Genomic DNA, 21,190 nt, shown 5'->3' with positions numbered 1-21,190 from the left:
CCAACAATCTAACGCAGAAATCCGAATGCTCAAATAAAATTCCAAGCCCACGAAATAATAAAAGAGCTATCCGGAGGTGTTATTTTCATCTTATTTTTTGGCATAAGGTTTCTCATCGGCCTTCTTGGAAACGATAATAAAATTAGACCGACGGTTTTCCAAATGTTTCTGGTCGCTACATTTTACGCCATTGGAACATTCATTTTTCAAACGGTATTCACCGTATCCATTGGCACTTTCAATTCTGTCCGCATCGATGCCTTTTGAAAGGAGGTAGCGTCTTGTTGATTTGGCACGATCGTCCGATAATTCCAAATTGTATTTATCGGTACCCCTGGAATCGGTATGGGACTCGATCTTGATCTTGATGTCGGGGAATTTCTCCATGGCAAAGAGTACCTTGTCCAATTCAATTTCCGCCCGGGCGGTGATATCAGATTTGTCGTATTCAAAATAAATCGGGTTCACCCTGATTTTCTCTACGTTGCCCTCTTTCTCTACCAAGCTATCAAAGGGTGTTAGGTAAATTTTATTACCGACAGATGGCGCTTCAGGGTTTTCACCCGTTTCTATTACTATCGTTTCCTTAGAATACCCCGCCTTTGAAAAAACAATCGTATTTTTCTTGTTACAGGGAAGGGTAATATTGAAATACCCCAAGGCATCGGTTCTGTGAACGACAATAAGTTCATCGACCGTATTTTTAAGTTCTATATTGGCTTCGGCGATCGGTTGACCCGTTTGTTGGTTCAACACATAACCGGAATATTCAAGACAATCGGTAGCCTTTACTTTTTCAAAGCGATAAATATCATCATCGCCCTTACCTCCCGCTCGGTTGGAAGCAAAATATCCGTTGCCTTTTTCATCTTCCCTTATGAATGAAAAATCATCCATATTGCTGTTCAAGGGTTTTCCTAGGTTCAGGGGCAGGGAATAATCGGTCTTTGAAGAAATTACCGACCCAAAAATATCCAAACCTCCTAAGCCGTAATGGCTATCGGATGAAAAATACAGGACATCTCCATTGATAAAGGGAAACATTTCCCTACCACGGGTATTGATCGCAGGACCGAGGTTCATGGGATCGGAAAGTACCTCTCCGTCATTGTTAAGGTCTACTACGTAAATATCACTTTCACCATAGCCTCCGGGCATGTTCGATGTAAAATACAGGTGTCTGCCATCTGGGCTCAAAGCCGGATGTCCGCAAGAGTAGTCTTTACTGTTAAAGCTCAATGAGGTTACATTTATAAGCTCGTTATTGCTTATGGTCCCCCTTAAGATCTGCATGTTCGACAAGCCCTCTTCGTTGGCGCTGAGTTTATTCTTCTTTTTGAGATAGTTTCGGGTAAAATACACGGTTTGGCCATCCCAAGAAAAGGTCAGCGTAGCGTCATGGTAAGACGACTCAAGGTTTTCCAGATATTTTTCGGGTACATAACTCGCATCGCTAGGGCGGGTTATATATAGATCCAAATAAGGTTGTTTGTTCCAAGGGTATAGTTCCCCATTGGACTTGATAGTGTCGCGCGCCGAGGCAAAGATCAACCCATCGTTAAAAAACATAGGGCCAAAATCAGATTTAGCACTATTAAAAGCTTGGTTGACCACCTCGTATTTCTCTTTTTGTGTGAGAGTACTGTCCAAGTGTTTTTTCTGAGCCAACATCATGTTCAATCGTTTCTCATCGGTATAGAACTCCCTGAGCAATTCATCGGCCCTATCGATTTGCATGCTCGCCTTGAGGCTTTGCACCAGTTTAATAATATTGCCTTCTCCGACGTCCTTACCTTTGATCAGGTAGAGTTTTTCATACCATTTTACGGCTTCTTGATACCTATTCATATTGAAATAGCTATCGGCCAGGCGTTGTATGACATCAAGGGAAGGCCTCTTTTTTTCAGCCGCCAAATCACTGTACAGCTCAATGGCCTTATCGAACTTAAAATCCTCAAAATAAGAATTGGCTCTTTCTTCCTTGCTCTGAGCAGTAACCATAAGGCATGTACCCATAAATATGTATAGTACTATTTTTTTCATGATTGTCGGTTTTTAGAAGAATCTAGGTGACAGAGCCCTTTTTTGGGCATTGAACAGATTGTATTTGAGAATGATTTCGTGCGAACCATCGTTATAGCTTTTTAAACCGGTCGTAGAGTAATCATACGCATATCCGAGAAAGAAGCTTTTAGAAATGTGCAGACCGGCCAAGGCACTGATGGCATCGTTATACCGATAAGCCAAGCCCAAGGCCAATGTTTCCTTGATCAGAAAATTACCCGACACATCTACGGTTATAGGTGCTCCCGCCACATGCTTTGTCAGAATTGCCGGCTTGAACTTCAAGTTATCGGATAGATCTAGAACATAACCCGCCATCAAGTAATACTGACTTTTTCGGTCCGTTACCTCTACTTCGTCATCGTTGTAGATTTGCGAGTTCAAAAAATTGTGGGTAGACAGGCCAACATACCAGTTGCTGCTATAGAAATAGGCGCCGGCACCGAACACCGGTCGGATTTTATTTACGTTTTCTGCAAATACGGGGTCTAGGCCGTCTTGGTAAATCCCTTTGGACCAGTCGACTTTTAGGACATCGATCCCGGCATTGACGCCCAGCGATAGCTTGGTGGTATACCCCGTTGGTATCTCATACGCAAAGGTTCCATTGATATCAAGGTCGTTTGCGGCCCCGATATTATCGTTAATAGCCGTAAGCCCAAGGGCGATACGTTCGCGTAATTTCCCCTGTACCGAAAGGGACTGGGTTTCGGGGGCGCCGTCTATGCCGACCCACTGCGAACGATGCAAAAGAGTTGCCTCTAGCGTACCGCTGGCCGAGTAGCCCGAATTCAATACGGCTGTATTATACATATATTGAGTGTACTGCGGAGGTTGTTGACCGTAGGCCACGCTCATTTTAAATGCGAGATAGCAGACCATAACTATCTTTATAGTAGTACAAAGTGCTTTCATAATAGGTAAAGGTTTGGTGTGAATAGTTAAAGAAAAGCGTGTTATCTAGCCAATTGCAGCCAACCGACGAGGTTTCTTTCCAACTCAGGAATCGTAATGGAATAGTAATACGTTCCTGAAGGCAAATGATCTCCACTGCTCAAAACGCCTTTGACATTTGCTAGCCCGTTCCATGTATTTCGGTAATCCTTGGCTTTGTAGACAAGGTTTCCGTTTCGGTTATAGACTTCCAAGGTATTGGAGTAATCTTCTATACATTGTATGGTAAAGAAATCATTGAAACCATCATTGTTCGGGGAAAACTCATTGAAAACCTTAAGACAGAATTCCTCTCCCATAACCACGCCACAGCTCTCTACCTCAACATTTTGAGAAAGCATTTTATTGGGGCTACATGTCGATTCATCTACATAGGAAACGCTGATTTGGGTATCGATCAACTCGGTCCACCTTACGGTTGCAAAATCATCGGTAGAAGTTCCTCCCTCTATGATTGTACCTCCCACAATCTCCCAAACATAATTTTGTTTATCGGCATTGGTCACATAGGTATACGAACGGTTTTGACAGGCATCCTCGAATTCACCGGTCAACGTGATAGGTGTAGAACCATCATCGACCAAACTCGTGGTAACCACCAACCGCTGACTGCTTTCGCACCCATTTTCGACCGCCGCAACATAATAGCTAAGGCCATCTTCTATGGGGGTGGAAGGATCGATAACATTTCCGCCCGAAGCACTGTCGTAGAACACTACATTGGTCTGGTCGGTTTGAATATCGCCTACTATGGGACTATCGCTTTCACAGAAAACTTGATCCGTGTCGTCGGTAGTCGGTGTTGGAACATCAATAATCTGAACACTAATCTGTACACGTGCCAGTATAGAAGTAGGAATATCTAAAATTCCCGCAAAATAAACCTGTCCGTCGACCAAGGGTGTATTGGCATCAATTTGCAATCCTGCCGTGAGGTCATCGAAGAAAACGATATCGTCAAGATCTACCTGCAAATCCGCTACGGTAGCAAAATCAGAGGCACAGAAAACCTGTAGCACATCGTCTATCACTAAATCAGGAAGGTCTACCGAAATTTCAGTGGAAACACTACAAAGAACACCTTGCAAAAAGGCTTCAAGGGTGTTATCTAGGTCGGATACCAGATCGAGTGCATCTACTGCAACGCTAAACGATGAATCGGCTCCCACAACCCCATCAAAAAGCTTTCCGTTTACGGCCAAGGAAATAGGTTCTCCTGCGACAACATCGCCCGATACGGTTCCGGTTACATCTACCGTACTGGTACCATCAAAAATATCAAGGAGATTATCTAGGCTTATCAAAGTTTCAGAATCAATAGATACCGTCTTTGAAAAATCTACCACATTGACCTCTACCGATTTCAAATCGCCAGAAACATTCTCGCAACCGGCCAAATCATCTTTCACCGACACAAAATACGTGTACGGAGATCCCACTTCGGTCAGCCCGGTTACGGTCAAAACACCATTGGAATCAATTTCATAAGTAACCCCACCATCTACCATTCCATCGGTAATTTCGGTGGTCTTTGTCCCATCAAGGTACCAAGTAAAGCTTCCGTTTACCGTACTTGAAGGAACAAGAACTACATTGTTCGAAGAACAAACAGGGTTTTCGTTGCCCAGAACCGTAATATCGGCCGCAGTCGGAATGGCAACGACATTTACTTCAACTTCGGTTCGAGGAGATTCCTCGGCGCAACCGATTTCGGCAGCGGCCACATAATAGGTCGTGTCCGAATTTAAGACCGGTGTGGTAAACGCATCACCCGAGTTTAAGGTTGCCAATAGGTTTCCGTTGTGTTCGGCATCGTACCATCTCAACTCTGTATTGGTAGTGTTTTGAATTTCCGCAGTTATGCTAGTAGCCGAACCCGCACAGATATTTAGGTCATCTGCGGTAGCGGTGATTACAGGTGTTTCAGGAGCCCTGTACACATCGTAAATTTTAATATTCTGATCGATACCGACACCGACCAAGGATGATAACCTCACCGTTACCCGATCTATAGGGCTTGCAGGATCAAAGCCTATAACGGCCGTTTGACCACTCTGTAACAGACCCAATAGGTCTAAATCCAATAAATTCGATAGACTCTCTGTATAGACAGGTGTTGCCGCACCGTTCTGACCGATTACCTCAATGGAGTCAGCAATATCCAATTGTAATAGAGAAGGGTCGATAGCAATCTCTACATAGTAATAATCATCTGTATCTTCCGGGCTATTGAAATAGATGGTCTGTTCTATATTGGCTGCCACACCGATAACTCCAAGTCCTAACTCAGAAAAGGTATTGCTATCGCCATCAATGGCCAAATGTGGGTCGGTCACTCCTGCGCCTCCTAAGTCGAGAAGGTCCAACGATATGCCGCTACCACTGTACGAAGTAAAACTAGGAGCTCCACATGGGGTATCTCCATCGCCATAAAAAGAGCCATAAACATCGAGATCTCTGGTTTGACTCAATCCGATCAATGATCCGACGCTGTTGGTCAAGCGGACCCTGTCATAGGCGCTTGTTGGGGTCACGGCAAGAAAATAAGTCCCTGCCTCATCAATAACAACCCTTGCCTCATCAGACGCAAAAGCATCGACAATTCCAGAATTCGATTGAAGGACAGTAGTATTGACATTACGGGCCTCAACAGTAAACTCTTGGTTTCCTATAAGCAGTACCCCGACTATATCGGATAGTAAATTCCCTAGACTGCCACCCAATAGGCTGGAGAGCAAATTGTCTTCGGTCTCAATTTTTAAATAACTGGTAGTATTCGCCGGTAGTGTGGACGGATAGGCGAGTTCCAAATGTCCGTCATAAGCACCAATTCCCACAGCAATACCAGAATTCGCCCTGATTGTCGCATTGGTTGTTAAATCGGTACCTATAGCATTGTTAGATAGATCTACTTCGTTTTCACTAGTAATAGCACTAGTATAAACCCTATCTTGAGCAAAAGAAAAAAAGCAAACAAACGAGAAAAGCAACAGCAAGTTTTGCCTTAAGGTAGTTTTACGTATCATAGGTAAAGAATGTTGGTTTAGGTCCTATAAAAAACTCCCTTGTACTAAATGTTATTGCCTACGCTATTATTTTTACTCCATGAAATGCATGTTTTTTCGATGAAATGCACAGCTTTTCGCATATTTTAATTCAATAATGTAGTTCATCGAGCGGAAAAAAAAACTAAATCGCACGTATTATTCCCTGAAAAACAATAATTTGGAAGGAAGTCATCGCATTTCCACCCCCTTTTCACCTTATTTTAGGCCATAAAAATGCCCCCTACTTCTGCGAAATAGGAGGCCAACCTAATATTGCTCCATTTAAGTGTATGTTATACTTTTTATCTTATAGAAAAAACAGCTGGGTAAAATAAAGTACCCCATTCTCGTCAGCGGTAACACTAACCGCCGTGTATTCAAAATTACCTTCCATAACCTTCTTGTGAATCGGGCTATTTTTCCATGCTTCAAGAATATCTTCGGCATTCGTAAAATCCATACCCAAGTTTTCAGAAACATAATCGGCCTTGGCATCTACAGATAATTTAGAAGCCCTTATATCAAAATTATCATGGCTGATCTGACCTTCCGAAATCATATAGGTGTTGTGGGCATTTGCATAACTGTAAGCAACCTGGCTAAACTTCAATGCATTCAGCCCGATAGAGACCCTATATTCATTTACTACATCCAGTACCTCTTTTTCTATATCGGAAACCGTTACTTCTTGAGCGGTAGAAGAAACCGATTTGTAAAGTTCATCTTCTTCCGTGGTAGAAGAAGAACATGAAGTCATTAAAACTGTAACTGCAATAAGAAGTAAAGTGTTGAATCGTACCATAACTTAAATGAATTTTATTGTTTCTTGTTTTGCTTAGACCTGAACGGCACATTGTACGGTCAAGTAGAAAAACAATACAAGTGGTACGCTTTACTCGTTGAGTTGTAAAAAACTAAATGTCAGACAGATACAATCGAAATTCATTGATTTTACATCGAACAAATAATGCATTAGGTCGGGATTTCGACCCTTAATCGGAGAAAGAAATTACTTGGACGAGACCCCTTTATCGGTGATATCGGCAAGGAGGTCAAAAAGGAAGGTGAAAGACATTTTGATGTGTATCACACCCATGTATTGAAGATAGATCCATGGGCTATGTCGGTAGGTCGAAAAGGGTAACCACCAAGAGAAAGTATACCTCTATTTTGGCATCCTTATATATAACAAAGAAGACCTCGCAAAACGAGGTCTTCTTTTTTCGGTCTATTATATAGGTACTACGGTATAGTATTATAGTTCCAAATTCGGACTATTTGATAGGGTGTTCGATTTAGATACTAAACCTTAACTTCTTTTCAATGGCCACGATCATTTCATTGGCAATGTCTTTTCCCGTTGCATTTTCGATGCCTTCAAGACCGGGGGACGAATTTACCTCTAAGAGCAAGGGGCCTTTGTTCGAGCGAATGATATCGACCCCGGCAACGGCCAGGTTCAAAACTTTTGCCGCCTTTTGTGCCAGTTTGCGTTCTTCGGAAGTGATCCTAATAATGGAAGCCTTGCCGCCTTGGTGGATATTGGCCCTGAACTCCCCTTTTTCAGCCTGTCTTTGCATAGAGGCCACTACTTTTCCGTTGACAACGAAACAGCGAATATCTTGCCCGTTGGCTTCCTTGATAAACTCTTGCACCAAAATATTGGTATTTACACTTTTAAATGCATTGATCACGCTCTCTGCAGCCTTATTGGTCTCGGCGAGCACCACCCCTTTTCCTTGAGTACTTTCCAGCAACTTGATAATTAAAGGTGCCCCATTGACCATTTTGATCAGGTCTTTGGTATCCATTGGGGATTTGGCAAAACCGGTTATAGGAATATGTATATCGTTCTTAGAAAACAATTGCGATGCAAAAAGCTTGTCCCTTGACTGCGTAATGGCCTCGGCCGTATTTTGGCAATAGACCCCAAGATTATCGAATTGTCGGATCAATGCACAACCATAAAAGGTAACCGAAGGTTTGATTCTCGGTATAACGGCATCGAAGGCATTCAGAATATTGCCCCCTCTATACCGGATTTCAGGCGAGTGGGCATCAAGCTTCATATAAGCCAGTTCTACGTTCAGAAAAACAATTTCATGACCACGGGCCTCAGCGGCTTCCATGATACGCTTATTACTATATAGGTTAGGGTTGCTGGCCAAGAGGGCAATCTTTAACCCCGTTTTCTCCTTAAAATAGGGAGCGTATTTTTGGTTAATGACCGCTTCGTCAAAATCCTGTATCTGATAATTGAGTGCAGGGTTTACAATATAACGTTCGTTCAGCGCCTCGCGCCCCAAGAGCATACGAAACTCCATGGTATCACGGTTGGCCAAGGTAAGCTCTATCTCGAAAGTCTCGTCTCCCAAGGTAACCGCAGTACGTACCACCAAGCGCTCTTCTGAGATTCCCGAAGAACTTTTTACCATTCTACGGTCTACCAACCGCGCCTGACAGGGTATGGAAATACTTCGGTTTTCTTGAAGCGGGCTTACTTCAAACTTTACCCATTCTTGGGTGCCCTTCATAATAATCTTTATGTTGGTCGCTTGTATGGACGATGTTTTGGCCCCTGAATCTACCCTTGCCTTTATGGCCGGGATACCCAAATTTTCAAACACGCACCATTCTTCGCTTCCTATAATCTTTAAGTCAGTCAAACTACACTTTTTTTCTTAGTTCAAATATATCTTTTCTTCTATCCTTCAAATTCCGTACAGCCCCAAATTGGTTAAGTTCGCGCAACAAATCGATATCTACGTCGGCTATTAAGATCATTTCGGTATTCGGTGTGGCCTCGGCCTTGATCCCATTGGTGGGGAAGGAAAAATCACAAGGTGTAAATACCATGGATTGGGCAAATTGAATATCCATGTTCTGCACATTGGGCAAGTTGCCAACACTACCGGCAATAGCCACATAGCATTCGTTTTCTATCGCCCTTGCCTGGGCACAATACCGCACCCTAGAATAGCCATTTTGGGTATCGGTCAAAAAGGGAACGAACAATATATCCATACCCTCATCGGCCAACAGGCGGCTTAGTTCAGGAAATTCGGAATCATAACAGATCAAGACGCCTATTTTACCGCAATCGGTATCGAAGGCCCTTAGTTGGGTTCCTCCTTGCATTCCCCACACCTTGGCTTCGTCAGGGGTAACATGTAATTTTTCATAACGCTCCATACTACCGTCACGCCGGCACAAATAACCTACATTGTACAAACGTCCATCGATCATTTCAGGCATGCTTCCGGTTATGATGTTGATGTTATAGGATATGGAAAACTCAGAAAATTTCTGTACAATATCACCCGTATGCCTAGCCAATTCACGAATGGCGTCGGAAGTGGACAAATGATTGTCCTTGGCCATCAAGGGCGCATTGAAAAACTCGGGAAACAGGGCAAAATCGGACCTATACCCTGAAACGGCATCGATAAAATACTCCGCCTGTTGCAGCAGTTCTTCCAAATCTTTATAGGGTCGCATCTGCCATTGTATAAGCCCTAAACGAATGACTTTTTTCTTGGTCGCCGCCTTTTTAGAAGGTTTTTGATAATAGATATTGTCCCACTCCATCAGAATGGCAAAGTCACTCGAGTCCTTATCGCCTTCCAAGTATCCCTTCATGACCTTGGCAGGGTGAAAATCGTTGCAGATCTGAAAGTTCAGTACAGGATCGGCAATTTCCTTACGGCGCACCTTGGCAATGTATTCTTTTGGGGTAAGCTCGCCCATGTATTTATGAAAATTGGGCATTCTTCCTCCAAAGACAATACTTTTAAGGTTCAACTTCTCGCACAATTCCTTTCGGTAATCGTACAAGCGACGTCCCAATCTAAGACCGCGAAACTGTGGCTTTATAAAGACCTCGATACCGTAGAGCACATCGCCCTCATCGTCATGCGTGGCAAAGGAATAGTTGCCCGTAATCTGCTCATAGGTGTGTTCGTCATCGAAACGGTCATAGTCTACAATAATGGACAGGGCCACACCGGCCAACTGTCCATTTATCTTGATTACCACCTGGCCTTCCGGAAATTTATCGATAAGCGATTTTATTTGCTTTTCTTTCCAGTAGGATCCAGGCATATTGGCATAGGCCGATATCATGGCATCTTTAAGCTCTTGATAATCATCAAGGCTTAAAAACTTCAACTCTATATTCTCTATATCCTCTATTTTCATCGAACAGGCGTTAAGCGGTAATTGTTACTATGAACAAAATTTTGGAATAGAGCTAAGAAGGGCCACTGCCCGAAGAACGGGCAACAAAGGTTTTGCGCAAACCGTAGAACGGCTCTAATCATCGTCTTGAGCCATATCTTCAGGGTCGGGCTCTACTACCGCATCTGGATCGTCATCATCAAAATCTTCATAATCATCTTCGTCGTAATTCTCCATAGTGTACTCAAGCTTCGCACTGATCTTCACCAAATATTTGGTGTCTTCGGTCAACACTTCAACAGCTTCAATACGTTCACCATTGGCATTTTTGAAGGAAATAATATTTCGATCATCATAACCATCGGGATAAGCCTCCACCAGAAGCTTCAACACTTCTGGGGTCAACTTTTTAAAGTCTACGATGACGCGCTTTAAATTTGTGTTTTCTTTTCTACTACTCATAAGTCTAGAAGATAAGCAAAAATTAATGGCGCAACAATGGTTGCATCGCTTTCTATTATAAATTTCGGGGTATCGATATCGAGTTTCCCCCATGTAATTTTCTCGTTCGGAACCGCACCCGAGTACGACCCGTAACTGGTGGTAGAATCACTGATCTGGCAGAAATAGCTCCAGAACGGTGTATCGGTACGTTCCATATCTTGATAGAGCATAGGCACTACACAGATAGGAAAATCACCAGCTATACCTCCTCCGATTTGAAAGAAGCCGATACCGTTTTTAGAGTTATCGGTATACCAATCGGCCAAGAAGGTCATATATTCAATACCCGATTTCATGGTACTGGCCTTCAACTCGCCCTTTAGCACATAAGATGCAAAGATGTTGCCCATAGTACTGTCTTCCCATCCTGGGCACACAATAGGTAGGTTCTTCTCCGCAGCGGCGTACATCCATGAATCTTTAAGGTCGATTTCATAATACTCTTCAAGCACCCCGGAAAGCAACATTTTATACATGTATTCATGCGGCAAGTAACGCTCCCCTTTTTCCTCGGCATCTTTCCATATCTTAAAAATATGCTCCTGCAACCTTCTAAAGGCTTCCTCTTCGGGAATACAGGTATCGGTTACCCTATTCAGGCCCTTTTCGAGTAAATTCCACTCATCTTGGGGCGTAAGGTCTCGGTATTCGGGAACGCGTTTGTAATGTGAATGTGCTACCAAATTCATGATATCCTCCTCTAGGTTGGCCCCTGTACACGATATGATCTGTACCTTGTCTTGACGGATCATTTCGGCAAAGATCTTGCCCAATTCGGCAGTACTCATCGCTCCGGCCAATGACACAAGCATTTTAGAACCTTTGTTCAATTGCTCTTCGTATGCCTTGGCGGCATCAACCAAAGCGGCAGCATTAAAATGCAGGTAATATTTTTCTATAAATTCGGAAATTGCTCCTTTAGTCTTCGTCATCATCAAATTTTAAACCGTTCGTACCTGATTTGTAATCTACATCGTAGGTATTGTCATATTCGTCATCTGACGCCTCACCCATAAATTTATAGCTTAGCATTTTATAATACAATTTAGCGGCAAGAAAATCTGAAGATTTATCCGCGGGATTGGGACAGAGCTCCACAATATCAAAGCCCACTACGTTTTTCTCCTTGAATACCTGTTTTAAAAACTCTAAGGTCTCGTACCAAAAGAGTCCCCCTGGCTCGGGAGTTCCCGTTGAAGGCATGATCGAAGGATCAAAGGCATCAAGATCAAAGGTAATCAAGACGTTGTCGGTCATGGCTTCGATTACCTTGTCCGTCCAATACTCATCATGTACCATATCGTGGGCAAAGAAGGTCTTTTCTTCGTCCATAAACGATTTTTCTATAGCATCCATGGAACGAATCCCTACTTGGATCAGATTTGTGGTCTGACTGGCTTCGTGAACCGCACAGGCATGGTTGTATTTTGTACCCTCGTACGACTCGCGTAGGTCGGCATGGGCATCGATCTGCAAAACGGTCAGATTATCGAAACATTCGTTAAAGGCGCGGATCGTACCTATCGAAATGGAATGCTCCCCCCCGAACAAGGTTACGAACTTGTTGCGCTTAATGTAATCTTTGGTCTGTTTATGAACAGCGTTTACCACGGCTTCCGGTGAGCTGTTCTCGGTTATGGCCTCGGCCAAATGAATGCCTTGCTCATACACCTCGCTATCGGTTTCGATATCGTAAAGCTCCATATTCTCGGAAGCCTCTAAAAATGCTTGGGGGCCCTTATCGGCACCTTTGCCCCAAGTACTTGTTCCATCATAAGGCACAGGTATTAAAACCACCTTGGCCGTTTCTAATTGTGCGAATTTGTCGGGAATGCCCGCATAATTCTTTGTTGTGCTCATCTTGATTGTTGAAGTTTATACGTTTGATGTAATTGCATGTTCGATAGTAGTATCGCTGGTGCCTACGGTAGATTTATCCGTTTTATAACCCAAAATATCCAATAGGTCTTCCGCCTTTTGTTGGGGACTAAAGACCTCATAGGTAAGATTGCCATCGGCATCCTTATCTATCAATATATGTTTGGGCTGGGGGATCAAGCAATGCTGTAGACCGCCATAACCGCCAATGGTCTCTTGGTAGGCCCCTGTATTGAAAAAGCCTATATACAAAGGTTTATCGCGTTTGTATTTGGGCAGGTAAATAGCGTTCATGTTCTGCTCACTATTGTAATAATCATCGCTATCGCAGGTCAAGCCACCCAAAAGCACGCGTTCGTACTCGTCGTTCCATCGGTTGATGGGCAACATGATAAATCGCTTGTTAATGGCCCAAGTATCGGGCAAAGTGGTAATGAAAGATGAATCGATCATATTCCATTTTTCACGGTCGTTCTGTTGTTTTTGGTAGAGAATTTCATAAATAGCCCCGCCGCTCTCACCAACGGTAAAACTTCCGAACTCCGTAAAAATATGGGGAACTGGCACATCGGCCTCTTCGCAAGTAATATTGATCTGGTTCAAGATTTCGTTGATCATATATTGATAATCGTACTCAAAGGCCAAGGAATTCTTGATGGGGAATCCTCCACCAATATTCAAGCTATCCAAAGAGGGACAGATTTTTTTCAAACGGGTGTACACTTTCAGACATTTTACCAACTCGTTCCAATAGTACGCATTGTCACGAATACCGGTATTGATAAAAAAGTGAAGCATTTTCAGCTCTACCTTGTCGTTGTCCTTGATTTCGTTTTCAAAAAACGGTACAATGTTCTTGTAGCCAATTCCCAAGCGAGAGGTATAGAACTCGAATTTGGGTTCTTCCTCAGAAGCTATTCGAATCCCGATTTTAAAGGTATCGTCTATAACGTCGGACAAAAGTCCGATCTCTTCGTAATTATCGATGATAGGGATACAGTTCCTATGGCCGTTATTGATCAGCCTCGCGATATTATCTACATACTGCTCGCGTTTGAAACCGTTACAGATTACATAGGCACTATCTTTTAGCTTTCCATCTTTTTTCAACTGCTCTACGATATTGATGTCAAAGGCCGAAGAGGTCTCGATATGGATATCGTTCTTGAGCGCTTCGTGTAAGATATGCTGAAAGTGCGAACTTTTGGTACAATAACAATAGTGGTATTTGCCCTTGTAGGCATTCTTTTCAATAGCGTTCGCAAACCAGTTCCTCGCCCTGCCGATATTCTCTGAAATTTTAGGCAGATAGGTGAATTTTAAAGGGCTCCCAAATTTTTCCACCACATCTCTAAGCGGTATGTCATGAAACTTCAAGTGCTCGTCCTCAAGGGTGAACTCCTCTTGAGGGAAAAAGTAAGTTTGATCGATCAGATCGATGTATTTTGTATTCATTGTGAATTCTTGTGAATGAAAATCGGTATATTTTTTTACTAAGGTGTGCTGTAAAGATTAAATAATTGTTACCGATGGTATCATATAAGAATTTGTTCCTGAGTAGTAGGAATAAAAAAGTAGTTGTGCTGGCTTTGCACAATAGTAGTAGAAAAATCGGAAGTTAGCTTTAAAATTCGGCCGCCCATCTGATGGGTTGCTATGAGATTTGACTTCCTAATCTCCCATAGCCCGAACATAGAAACACATTGCATAATGTTCAGCTAAAAGCTCTATACGCCTCTAGTTTTAAATCGCTAAAGACAGGACAAATGAAAACAAAAAAAAATTAAAATCAAGAATTTTCAAAAAAATTACGACAAAGCGTGAAAAAAAATTTTAAAAGGAGGTCCAAAAGCTAAAAATATAATGTAATTACCTTATTTTTAAACCATTAAAAATCCTCAACAAATGAAAACTACAATCAAAATTAGGACAAAATGCATGGTTTTATTCCTCATTTTGGCCACGACCCATCTTGTCAGTGCCCAAATGGCATCAAAAAGTTACCTTTTTGAAGAGCACATCGACCAAAAAAATACCACCCATGAGCTTCATATCAACGATGGTTACCTTGTACATACGGTCTACGAAAAAAGTCCGGCCCACTTTATAATGACCCGTGGAGGTTTTGTAAAAGTAGAAGGTAATCACCTTATTGTCGATTTGGAATTCAATTCCAATTACGAAAACGACCAACTGAAGACACTACAGATTCCCTTCGAACAAAAAGAGGATGCCCTTGTTCTTGAACTGAAATCCAGCGCTACTTTTAAACCGATTGCCCCCCTTACACAAGCCTTGGACGGGAAATGGCTTTTTGCCACACGCGGCCCCGATACCGGTCAAGAGCGCAGGGGCGAAGAAAACCCTAGAAAAACACTCAAACTACTTATGAACGGACGCTTTCAATGGATTGCCTACCATACCGACAGCATGAAATTTTTCGGTACGGGCGGAGGTTCCTTTAGTTCAAAAAACGGCCATTACACCGAAAACATAGACTTTTTCTCAAAAGACGATTCCCGTGTGGGAGCGACCTTAAAGTTCGACTACGAACTAAAAGGAAGCGATTGGCACCATACCGGAAACAATAGTAAGGGAGAACCCATGTACGAGATTTGGGCAAAAAGGTAGGACTGAATCGCCCAAGCACTGATAAAAACCAGTCTTAAGAAGGATTCGGTCGTTTACATACATATTGACCGGACCACCCCGCCCATAAAAAAATATGTATTTGATCAGATACATACAATGTAAGCCATCATATTCCGTTATAATCGGACAATATTAATTATGATGGCATGAATACCATTACCAAAGAACAGATAAAAGAACTGGAAGCGAAGCTAGAAGAAAACAAAAAGAGGATAAACGAATTGATCAAGAAATTCGATGTCTATAAAATATAAAAGCCCTTATCTAAAAAAGGACTTTTCTCTTTTTAGGGCTTAAGACCCCTTATAAAACAACAATTTAAGATAGTGACCTCGGCAAGAATTCACAATCAAAACAGGCACTTTTATTTTGTGCCGAGCAGTATGTAAAGTGGTTCCTAAAATCACATCTTCGATTCCTTTACCGTCATCTACGCCTATAACCAAAAAATCGACTTCTTCTTTCTTAACTATTCTGGAAATATCACTAGTGGCATTTCCAAATCCAATTTTATGATTTGCTTTATAACCCAATTGTCCAAGTCTTTTTTCATACTTCTCCATAACAAAACTATCCTCTTCCGTTTCATGATTCATTAACCTTTCTTAATGTTAGTGGCTTCCCGCACTTTCCTCCTTATAACGAGGTATTTTATATAATAGATTTGTCATTTCCAGAAAAATTTATATCAATCCCAATATCTTAGTAGGTAATTAAAACATCCTCTCAAAATACTTCTGCTTTACCGTGAGGTAGTTGATACCATTCCTTAAGTTTTGGTTTAAGAAAGAATAAAAAAATATGTTCTATAAGCACAAGATACCCTAAAGCAACAGACATAACTACAGTACGAATAACAATTACATTGGACTCAGGGGTAATTTCATCCGTCCTGTAATCTCACTTATTACCAAAGTAATATTTATAGGTATTCGATAAAATCATCACTTGACATAGCCCCCTTCTGACTTAAGAGAATTTCCCTATAATTAAATATATAACCGTTTTTCAAGAATTAGCATTTTTGCATTTTACAATCCCCAAAATTAACATAATATCATTTTTATTAAGATAAATTTTGGAATTGGCCAATTTGTTTTATATTTGCTAAGTAGCATAGACTATCATAGCACATATGTAATCATGCAAATAACAATCAACTAATAAGAAATCTTTATTAATTTTTATTATGGGAGAATTACTCAAACAAATTATGGGTTTTGCCTTTGCTCTACTGGGTAGTATTGCTTTTGCGCAAACCACACAGGTATCTGGGACGGTATCTGATATGCAAGGACCACTACCCGGCGTTAACATTGTGGTAAAGGGAACTACCAATGGGGTTACTTCAGATTTTGACGGAAATTATACGATTTCCGATTTAAGCACTGATGCCGTATTAGTATTCAGTTACATTGGGTTTTCAACTCAAGAAATTCCCGTTTCAAATCGTTCTACTATTGATGTAGAGCTTAGTGAAGATTCCGCACTATTAGATGAAGTAGTGGTCGTGGGCTATGGTACTCAAAGCCGAAGAGAGGTTACCGGTGCTATTGCTTCTATCAAGGCAGAAGATATTGCCCAAGTGGTTACAGGTAATCCCACAGCTGCCCTGCAAGGCAAATTGGCAGGTGTACAAGTTGAAACATTTGGTGGTCAGCCTGGTGGTTCCGCAAATGTCTTCGTGCGTGGGATCGGTTCGCTAACCAATTCTTTTCCGTTATATGTAATAGACGGAACTTTTGCCGAGAATATGGATTTTGTGAATCCAAACGATATTGAGTCGATTGAAGTATTGAAAGATGCTTCGTCTGCAGCAATTTACGGGTCTCGCGCCTCTAATGGTGTAGTATTGATTACAACAAAAAAAGGAATTCGGGACGAAATTTCAGTCAACCTAACCATAAGAGGAGGGGTTGAAGTTGCTTCAAAAAAACTAGATTTCTTGAACAGCGAACAATTTTTGGATTATCGAAGGGACTTTGAGACAAACGACGCGAGCGGTTTCCAAATCGATCCTGCCAATTTTTCTGAGAATGGAAGTCTTACCTATACTGATTGGCAAGATAAGTCTTTAGGTACCGGGCCAATTCAAGATTACGGCGTTTCTGTGGCGGGAGGCAACGAAAAGTCTAGATTCTTTTTTTCTACGAATTATTATAACCAAGATGGTATATTGGTTGGGTCGGGCTTTGAAAGAATCAATGCGCGGGTCAATAGTGATTTTAAAATAGGAAAATTTACCATTACGGAATCCATTGGTTTAACTCAAAGTAAAATTCAGGAGAACGAATATTTCGGATTTGAAGCTGCCACAGCACCTATTTTACGTTTTAACGTTCCTGAGAATGAAGGTGGGTTTGAAGCCCCGGTTAGGGAAACTGCAGGTTTCGGTGGTTTGAATAATTATGCTTTGGCAGTATTAGATGACAATCTTGAAACCAGAAGAAACCTACTAGGCAACATTAGTGTTGCTTATGAAATAGTGGAAGGGTTAACCGCAAAACTAAACCTAGGTGTCGATTACACAAACAGTTTTCGTGAAACATTTAGGCCGACTTATTTTATGAGCCCCACAGATGCACGTTTTAATGATAATCCACAAAATGACTTGACCCATGTTCGTTCCGAGTTCTTAAAAACTCAGATTGAACCTACCCTAAATTATAACAAGGAATTTGGCAATCATAAAGTAGACGTTGTTGTTGGTTATGGACAATTAAGAACACGATATGACTTGCTGGCAAACTACGTCGGCAATCTTCCGTCCAATGACATACGTACAACTGGTGCTGCAGGAGTTGATAACATTATTGGAAGCGCAGGTTTTAAGGAAGTTGACGGATTAATTTCCACATTTGGTCGTCTCAATTATTCGTTTGCGGGTAAGTACTTATTTACCGGTACGATTAGGCGCGATGAATCCTCCAAATTTGCGGAGGGTTTTCGTTCTGATGTTTTCCCTTCCTTTTCTTTAGGTTGGAGAATTAGTGATGAAGACTTTTTTCCTGAAAACGGTATTATCTCAGAAGCCAAATTACGTGGGGGTTACGGTGAGTTAGGTGCTCAAAATGTCGGCAATTACCTTTACCAGTCCGTTGTGGGCACCACCTCTTCCGCTTCGTTTGGAAATTCCATATTACCTGGTTTTGCCCAGACTTCATTTGCCAATGACGGATTGCAATGGGAGACCTCCTCTACGGTGAATTTCGGTATTGATCTTGGTTTCTTCGATAATGCATTGACCTTCTCGGCTGAATATTATAAAAAGGATATTGAAAACCTATTAGTAGCAGTACCTATTCCTAGTTCGAACGGTACTAACGTGCCTTTGACACAAAATGCAGGTGGTCTAGAGAATAGTGGTGTAGAATTCTTGGTGAACTATAGAAAAACCGAAGGGGATTTTAAATTTGATATTGGTTTTAATCTCGCTACTCAAAAGAGTACGTTGACCCAAGTTCCAAGTGAATTTTTTGGTCCTTCTGTAAACGAGGGAATTCAAAGCGTGAATATATTTAGAGCGGGTGAAGATCCAGGATCCTTTTATGGTTTTGTAGTTGATGGGGTTTATGACGATCAATCTCAAATAGATAGTGACCCTAACAGAAGTAATGACCCTAACATTTCTGCTCTTTCGCCTGGGGATTTCATTAAAAAGGATATCAACGGTGATGGGCAAATCAATAATGAAGACCAAACTATTTTGGGTAGTCCCGTTCCTGATTTCACTTACGGTATCAATCTTAATGGTGAGTATAAAAACTTTGATTTCAGTATTTTCATTAATGGTGTTCAAGGAAACGAAATTTATAACCAAGCGCGTGTCTTTAACACATTAAGTGCAGATGGTAATAAGTTTACAGACGTTTTAGATAGATGGAGTCCTCAAAATACAACAGGTAGTCTACCTAGGCCAACATCAACAGACCCAGGTCAGAATGGGCTTCCTTCATCGTATGCTGTTGAAGATGGTTCGTTTATTCGCTTGCAAAATCTTACTGTAGGTTACGATTTCTCAGAATATATTAAAACAGAATGGGTAAAACGTTTCCGTTTATCCATTACAGGTCAAAATTTGCTTGTGGTCACCAATTACTCAGGGTACGATCCTGATGTTGCCTCTACGAATGGAGCTCGTTCTAATGAAAACGATGGTTTTTTCGGATTCAGGCCTACTGTTAATTCAGTAACTGGTCGTGGTATTGATATTAGAGCATATCCAAGACCAACTGGAATTATTTTTGGATTGGAAGTAGGATTTTAAAAAAATAAAATAAAGACTATGATAACTATAAAACAATTTAAAATCATTGCGGTGATCGCATTACTCATTCCTTTCGGATGTAGTGATGAAATTCTTGATCAAACAAATCCAAATGAAATTGCTGTGCAAGGGTTTTGGAGAAACGCAGAAGATGCAAAATTAGCTGTGAACGGAATGTATCACCCAATCACCGGAACGTTTTTCTGGGGACGTATTGTACACGTTGGGGCATTGTTGAGAACAGACGCCATAAATCCTATTCCCTCCGGAGGTAATACTTCGCTTTCAACCTTTCAGGGAAGTCCTGGTGTGGCACGTTGGGCGCAAGAGCCATGGGAAGAAGCTTATAAATCGATTTTTCGTGCAAATTCCATTCTCGAAAACGTCAATGAAGAAAATGTTCCGAGTACAAGTGAACGTAACGAAATATTGGGGCAAGCACATTTTTTTAGGGCCTTCGTATATTTCTATATGGTCAATATGTACGGAAATATTCCTTTAGTGGATAAAACCCCAGACCCTAAGAACGATGAGGAGTTATTTCCATCTCAGGCTTCACCTCAAGCCGTATGGGATTTGATTATTGCGGATTTGCAACAAGCCGAGTCTTTATTGCCAAAAAGTTGGTCTGAAGAAGATTTGGGTCGGCCTACAAGTTGGGCGGCAACTGCTTTGAAGGGTAAAAGCCATCTGTACAGAAGTGGTTTGCTTAATACTGACGAGTATGCCCTGGCTGAAGCTGCTTTCAAAGAAGTTGTGAATAACGGCCCATACAATCTGTTGCCTTCTGAGCAATATCAAGAAAATTTTACGCAAACAAACGAGAACAATAGCGAATCTGTTTTTGAATTGCAATACCATCCAATTGGTAATGGTAATTTCGTTTGGGGTCAAGACATACCGAGAGCAGGAACCCAAGGTAATTTTGTTATTGAGTATGCTCCGCCAAGTCAAACACCAGATAATGGCCATGTAATCAACCCGTGGGTAAAAAAAGTATTTGAAACAAACAATGATGAGATAAGAAGAAATGCAACCTTGGCATATGATTATCCAAACAGTGTTGTTAATGTAGACATACCTTTTTCAGAAGGTCTTGCAACAGATATTGAGACAGTAAATTCGTTATTGGACCAACCACAGAATACTGGCTTGGAGCCAATTTTTTCCCGTAAATATTCCGGCCTAGAACTACCTGTTGGAGCCACTGGTTTCTTAGGTGACGATTACGGTCCAAACTGGAGAATCATACGTTATTCAGACGTCTTGCTAATGTTAGCAGAGGCTATTAATGAACAAAATAGACCGTCCGAAGCTGAACCTTTTTTAAACCAAGTTAGAACTAGGGCCCAAATAACTCCTGTTTCTGGATTGAATCAAGAAAATATGCGTCAGGCAATCATAGATGAACGTGTAATGGAACTCACAGGAGAGGGCCACCGCTTCTTTGATTTGGTACGGTGGAATCTAGCAGAAACCTATTTAGGTACTAATTCAGCGCATGAAGGTCCACATCCAAAGTCCATTGCCGGTGGTGCTTTTCAATCTGGCAAGCATGAATTGATTTTCATTCCACAGAGTGAACTACAGTCAAATCCCAATTTAGTCCAAAATCAAGGATATTAAAAAGTTTTATGAGTAGTTTGTT

14 protein-coding genes are annotated in these 21,190 nt (G+C 41.6%); 3 read left to right on the top strand and 11 right to left on the bottom strand.

Features of this window, described 5'->3' with window-relative positions; genetic code table 11:
* Positions 1-90 precede the first annotated feature (90 nt).
* The 10 genes from B4Q04_RS05115 to B4Q04_RS05070 all read right to left on the bottom strand — a co-directional run bounded on the left by B4Q04_RS05115 (position 91) and on the right by B4Q04_RS05070 (position 14,078).
* Positions 91-2,043, bottom strand: coding sequence for an OmpA family protein (locus tag B4Q04_RS05115; protein ID WP_088696162.1), 1,953 nt, complete (start codon positions 2,041-2,043; stop codon positions 91-93).
* A gap of 12 nt (positions 2,044-2,055) precedes the next feature.
* On the bottom strand, positions 2,056-2,979 hold the full coding sequence (locus tag B4Q04_RS05110; protein WP_013993381.1) for a type IX secretion system membrane protein PorP/SprF: 924 nt from the start codon (positions 2,977-2,979) through the stop codon (positions 2,056-2,058).
* 41 nt (positions 2,980-3,020) lie between these two features.
* Positions 3,021-6,044, bottom strand: a complete 3,024-nt coding sequence (locus B4Q04_RS05105; protein ID WP_088696161.1) for a gliding motility-associated C-terminal domain-containing protein — start codon at positions 6,042-6,044, stop codon at positions 3,021-3,023.
* A 328-nt stretch (positions 6,045-6,372) separates the two neighbouring features.
* The gene (locus B4Q04_RS05100) at positions 6,373-6,867 is read right to left on the bottom strand and encodes a CAP domain-containing protein (protein WP_013993379.1); all 495 of its coding nucleotides are present in this window, start codon (positions 6,865-6,867) and stop codon (positions 6,373-6,375) included.
* A gap of 493 nt (positions 6,868-7,360) precedes the next feature.
* A complete protein-coding gene (gene rimK / locus B4Q04_RS05095) occupies positions 7,361-8,731 on the bottom strand; it encodes a 30S ribosomal protein S6--L-glutamate ligase (protein ID WP_013993377.1) in 1,371 nt (456 codons plus the stop codon).
* 1 nt (position 8,732) lies between these two features.
* The gene (locus B4Q04_RS05090; protein ID WP_088696160.1) at positions 8,733-10,262 is read right to left on the bottom strand and encodes a bifunctional GNAT family N-acetyltransferase/carbon-nitrogen hydrolase family protein; all 1,530 of its coding nucleotides are present in this window, start codon (positions 10,260-10,262) and stop codon (positions 8,733-8,735) included.
* A 114-nt stretch (positions 10,263-10,376) separates the two neighbouring features.
* Positions 10,377-10,703, bottom strand: coding sequence for a hypothetical protein (locus tag B4Q04_RS05085; RefSeq protein WP_013993375.1), 327 nt, complete (start codon positions 10,701-10,703; stop codon positions 10,377-10,379).
* A complete protein-coding gene (locus tag B4Q04_RS05080; protein ID WP_013993374.1) occupies positions 10,700-11,677 on the bottom strand; it encodes a deoxyhypusine synthase family protein in 978 nt (325 codons plus the stop codon). Before B4Q04_RS05080 ends, B4Q04_RS05085 begins: the two co-directional genes overlap by 4 nt.
* The gene (gene speB / locus B4Q04_RS05075; RefSeq protein ID WP_013993373.1) at positions 11,664-12,605 is read right to left on the bottom strand and encodes an agmatinase; all 942 of its coding nucleotides are present in this window, start codon (positions 12,603-12,605) and stop codon (positions 11,664-11,666) included. The genes B4Q04_RS05080 and speB overlap by 14 nt, the downstream gene beginning before the upstream one ends.
* Positions 12,606-12,620: 15 nt before the next feature.
* Positions 12,621-14,078 (bottom strand): arginine decarboxylase, encoded by a 1,458-nt coding sequence (locus B4Q04_RS05070; protein WP_088696159.1) that lies wholly within the window; start codon positions 14,076-14,078, stop codon positions 12,621-12,623.
* Positions 14,079-14,561: 483 nt separating this feature from the next.
* Here B4Q04_RS05070 and B4Q04_RS05065 point away from each other — a divergent pair, with 483 nt between their 5' ends.
* Positions 14,562-15,254, top strand: a complete 693-nt coding sequence (locus tag B4Q04_RS05065) for a hypothetical protein (protein WP_088696390.1) — start codon at positions 14,562-14,564, stop codon at positions 15,252-15,254.
* Between the two features lie 314 nt (positions 15,255-15,568).
* Here the strand turns inward: B4Q04_RS05065 and B4Q04_RS05060 are convergent, their stop codons facing one another.
* Positions 15,569-15,871 (bottom strand): universal stress protein, encoded by a 303-nt coding sequence (locus B4Q04_RS05060; RefSeq protein WP_088696158.1) that lies wholly within the window; start codon positions 15,869-15,871, stop codon positions 15,569-15,571.
* Positions 15,872-16,464: 593 nt separating this feature from the next.
* Between B4Q04_RS05060 and B4Q04_RS05055 the strand changes: the two genes are divergently transcribed.
* Complete coding sequence (locus B4Q04_RS05055) at positions 16,465-19,542, top strand: SusC/RagA family TonB-linked outer membrane protein (RefSeq protein ID WP_236630969.1); 3,078 nt, start codon at positions 16,465-16,467, stop codon at positions 19,540-19,542.
* An 18-nt stretch (positions 19,543-19,560) separates the two neighbouring features.
* On the top strand, positions 19,561-21,168 hold the full coding sequence (locus B4Q04_RS05050; RefSeq protein WP_088696156.1) for a RagB/SusD family nutrient uptake outer membrane protein: 1,608 nt from the start codon (positions 19,561-19,563) through the stop codon (positions 21,166-21,168).
* Positions 21,169-21,190: the final 22 nt, after the last annotated feature.

This window comes from Zobellia sp. OII3 (assembly GCF_002211465.1).
Classification (GTDB): domain Bacteria; phylum Bacteroidota; class Bacteroidia; order Flavobacteriales; family Flavobacteriaceae; genus Zobellia; species Zobellia galactanivorans.
This window is presented reverse-complemented; position numbering and strand designations above follow the sequence as displayed.

Coding starts and splice junctions, on each gene's coding strand:
- B4Q04_RS05115 (WP_088696162.1), bottom strand. CDS start 2,043: ATGAAAAAAATAGTACTATACATATTTATGGGTACATGCCTTATGGTT.
- B4Q04_RS05110 (WP_013993381.1), bottom strand. CDS start 2,979: ATGAAAGCACTTTGTACTACTATAAAGATAGTTATGGTCTGCTATCTC.
- B4Q04_RS05105 (WP_088696161.1), bottom strand. CDS start 6,044: ATGATACGTAAAACTACCTTAAGGCAAAACTTGCTGTTGCTTTTCTCG.
- B4Q04_RS05100 (WP_013993379.1), bottom strand. CDS start 6,867: ATGGTACGATTCAACACTTTACTTCTTATTGCAGTTACAGTTTTAATG.
- B4Q04_RS05090 (WP_088696160.1), bottom strand. CDS start 10,262: ATGAAAATAGAGGATATAGAGAATATAGAGTTGAAGTTTTTAAGCCTT.
- B4Q04_RS05085 (WP_013993375.1), bottom strand. CDS start 10,703: ATGAGTAGTAGAAAAGAAAACACAAATTTAAAGCGCGTCATCGTAGAC.
- B4Q04_RS05080 (WP_013993374.1), bottom strand. CDS start 11,677: ATGACGAAGACTAAAGGAGCAATTTCCGAATTTATAGAAAAATATTAC.
- speB (WP_013993373.1), bottom strand. CDS start 12,605: ATGAGCACAACAAAGAATTATGCGGGCATTCCCGACAAATTCGCACAA.
- B4Q04_RS05070 (WP_088696159.1), bottom strand. CDS start 14,078: ATGAATACAAAATACATCGATCTGATCGATCAAACTTACTTTTTCCCT.
- B4Q04_RS05065 (WP_088696390.1), top strand. CDS start 14,562: ATGGTTTTATTCCTCATTTTGGCCACGACCCATCTTGTCAGTGCCCAA.
- B4Q04_RS05060 (WP_088696158.1), bottom strand. CDS start 15,871: ATGAATCATGAAACGGAAGAGGATAGTTTTGTTATGGAGAAGTATGAA.
- B4Q04_RS05055 (WP_236630969.1), top strand. CDS start 16,465: ATGGGAGAATTACTCAAACAAATTATGGGTTTTGCCTTTGCTCTACTG.
- B4Q04_RS05050 (WP_088696156.1), top strand. CDS start 19,561: ATGATAACTATAAAACAATTTAAAATCATTGCGGTGATCGCATTACTC.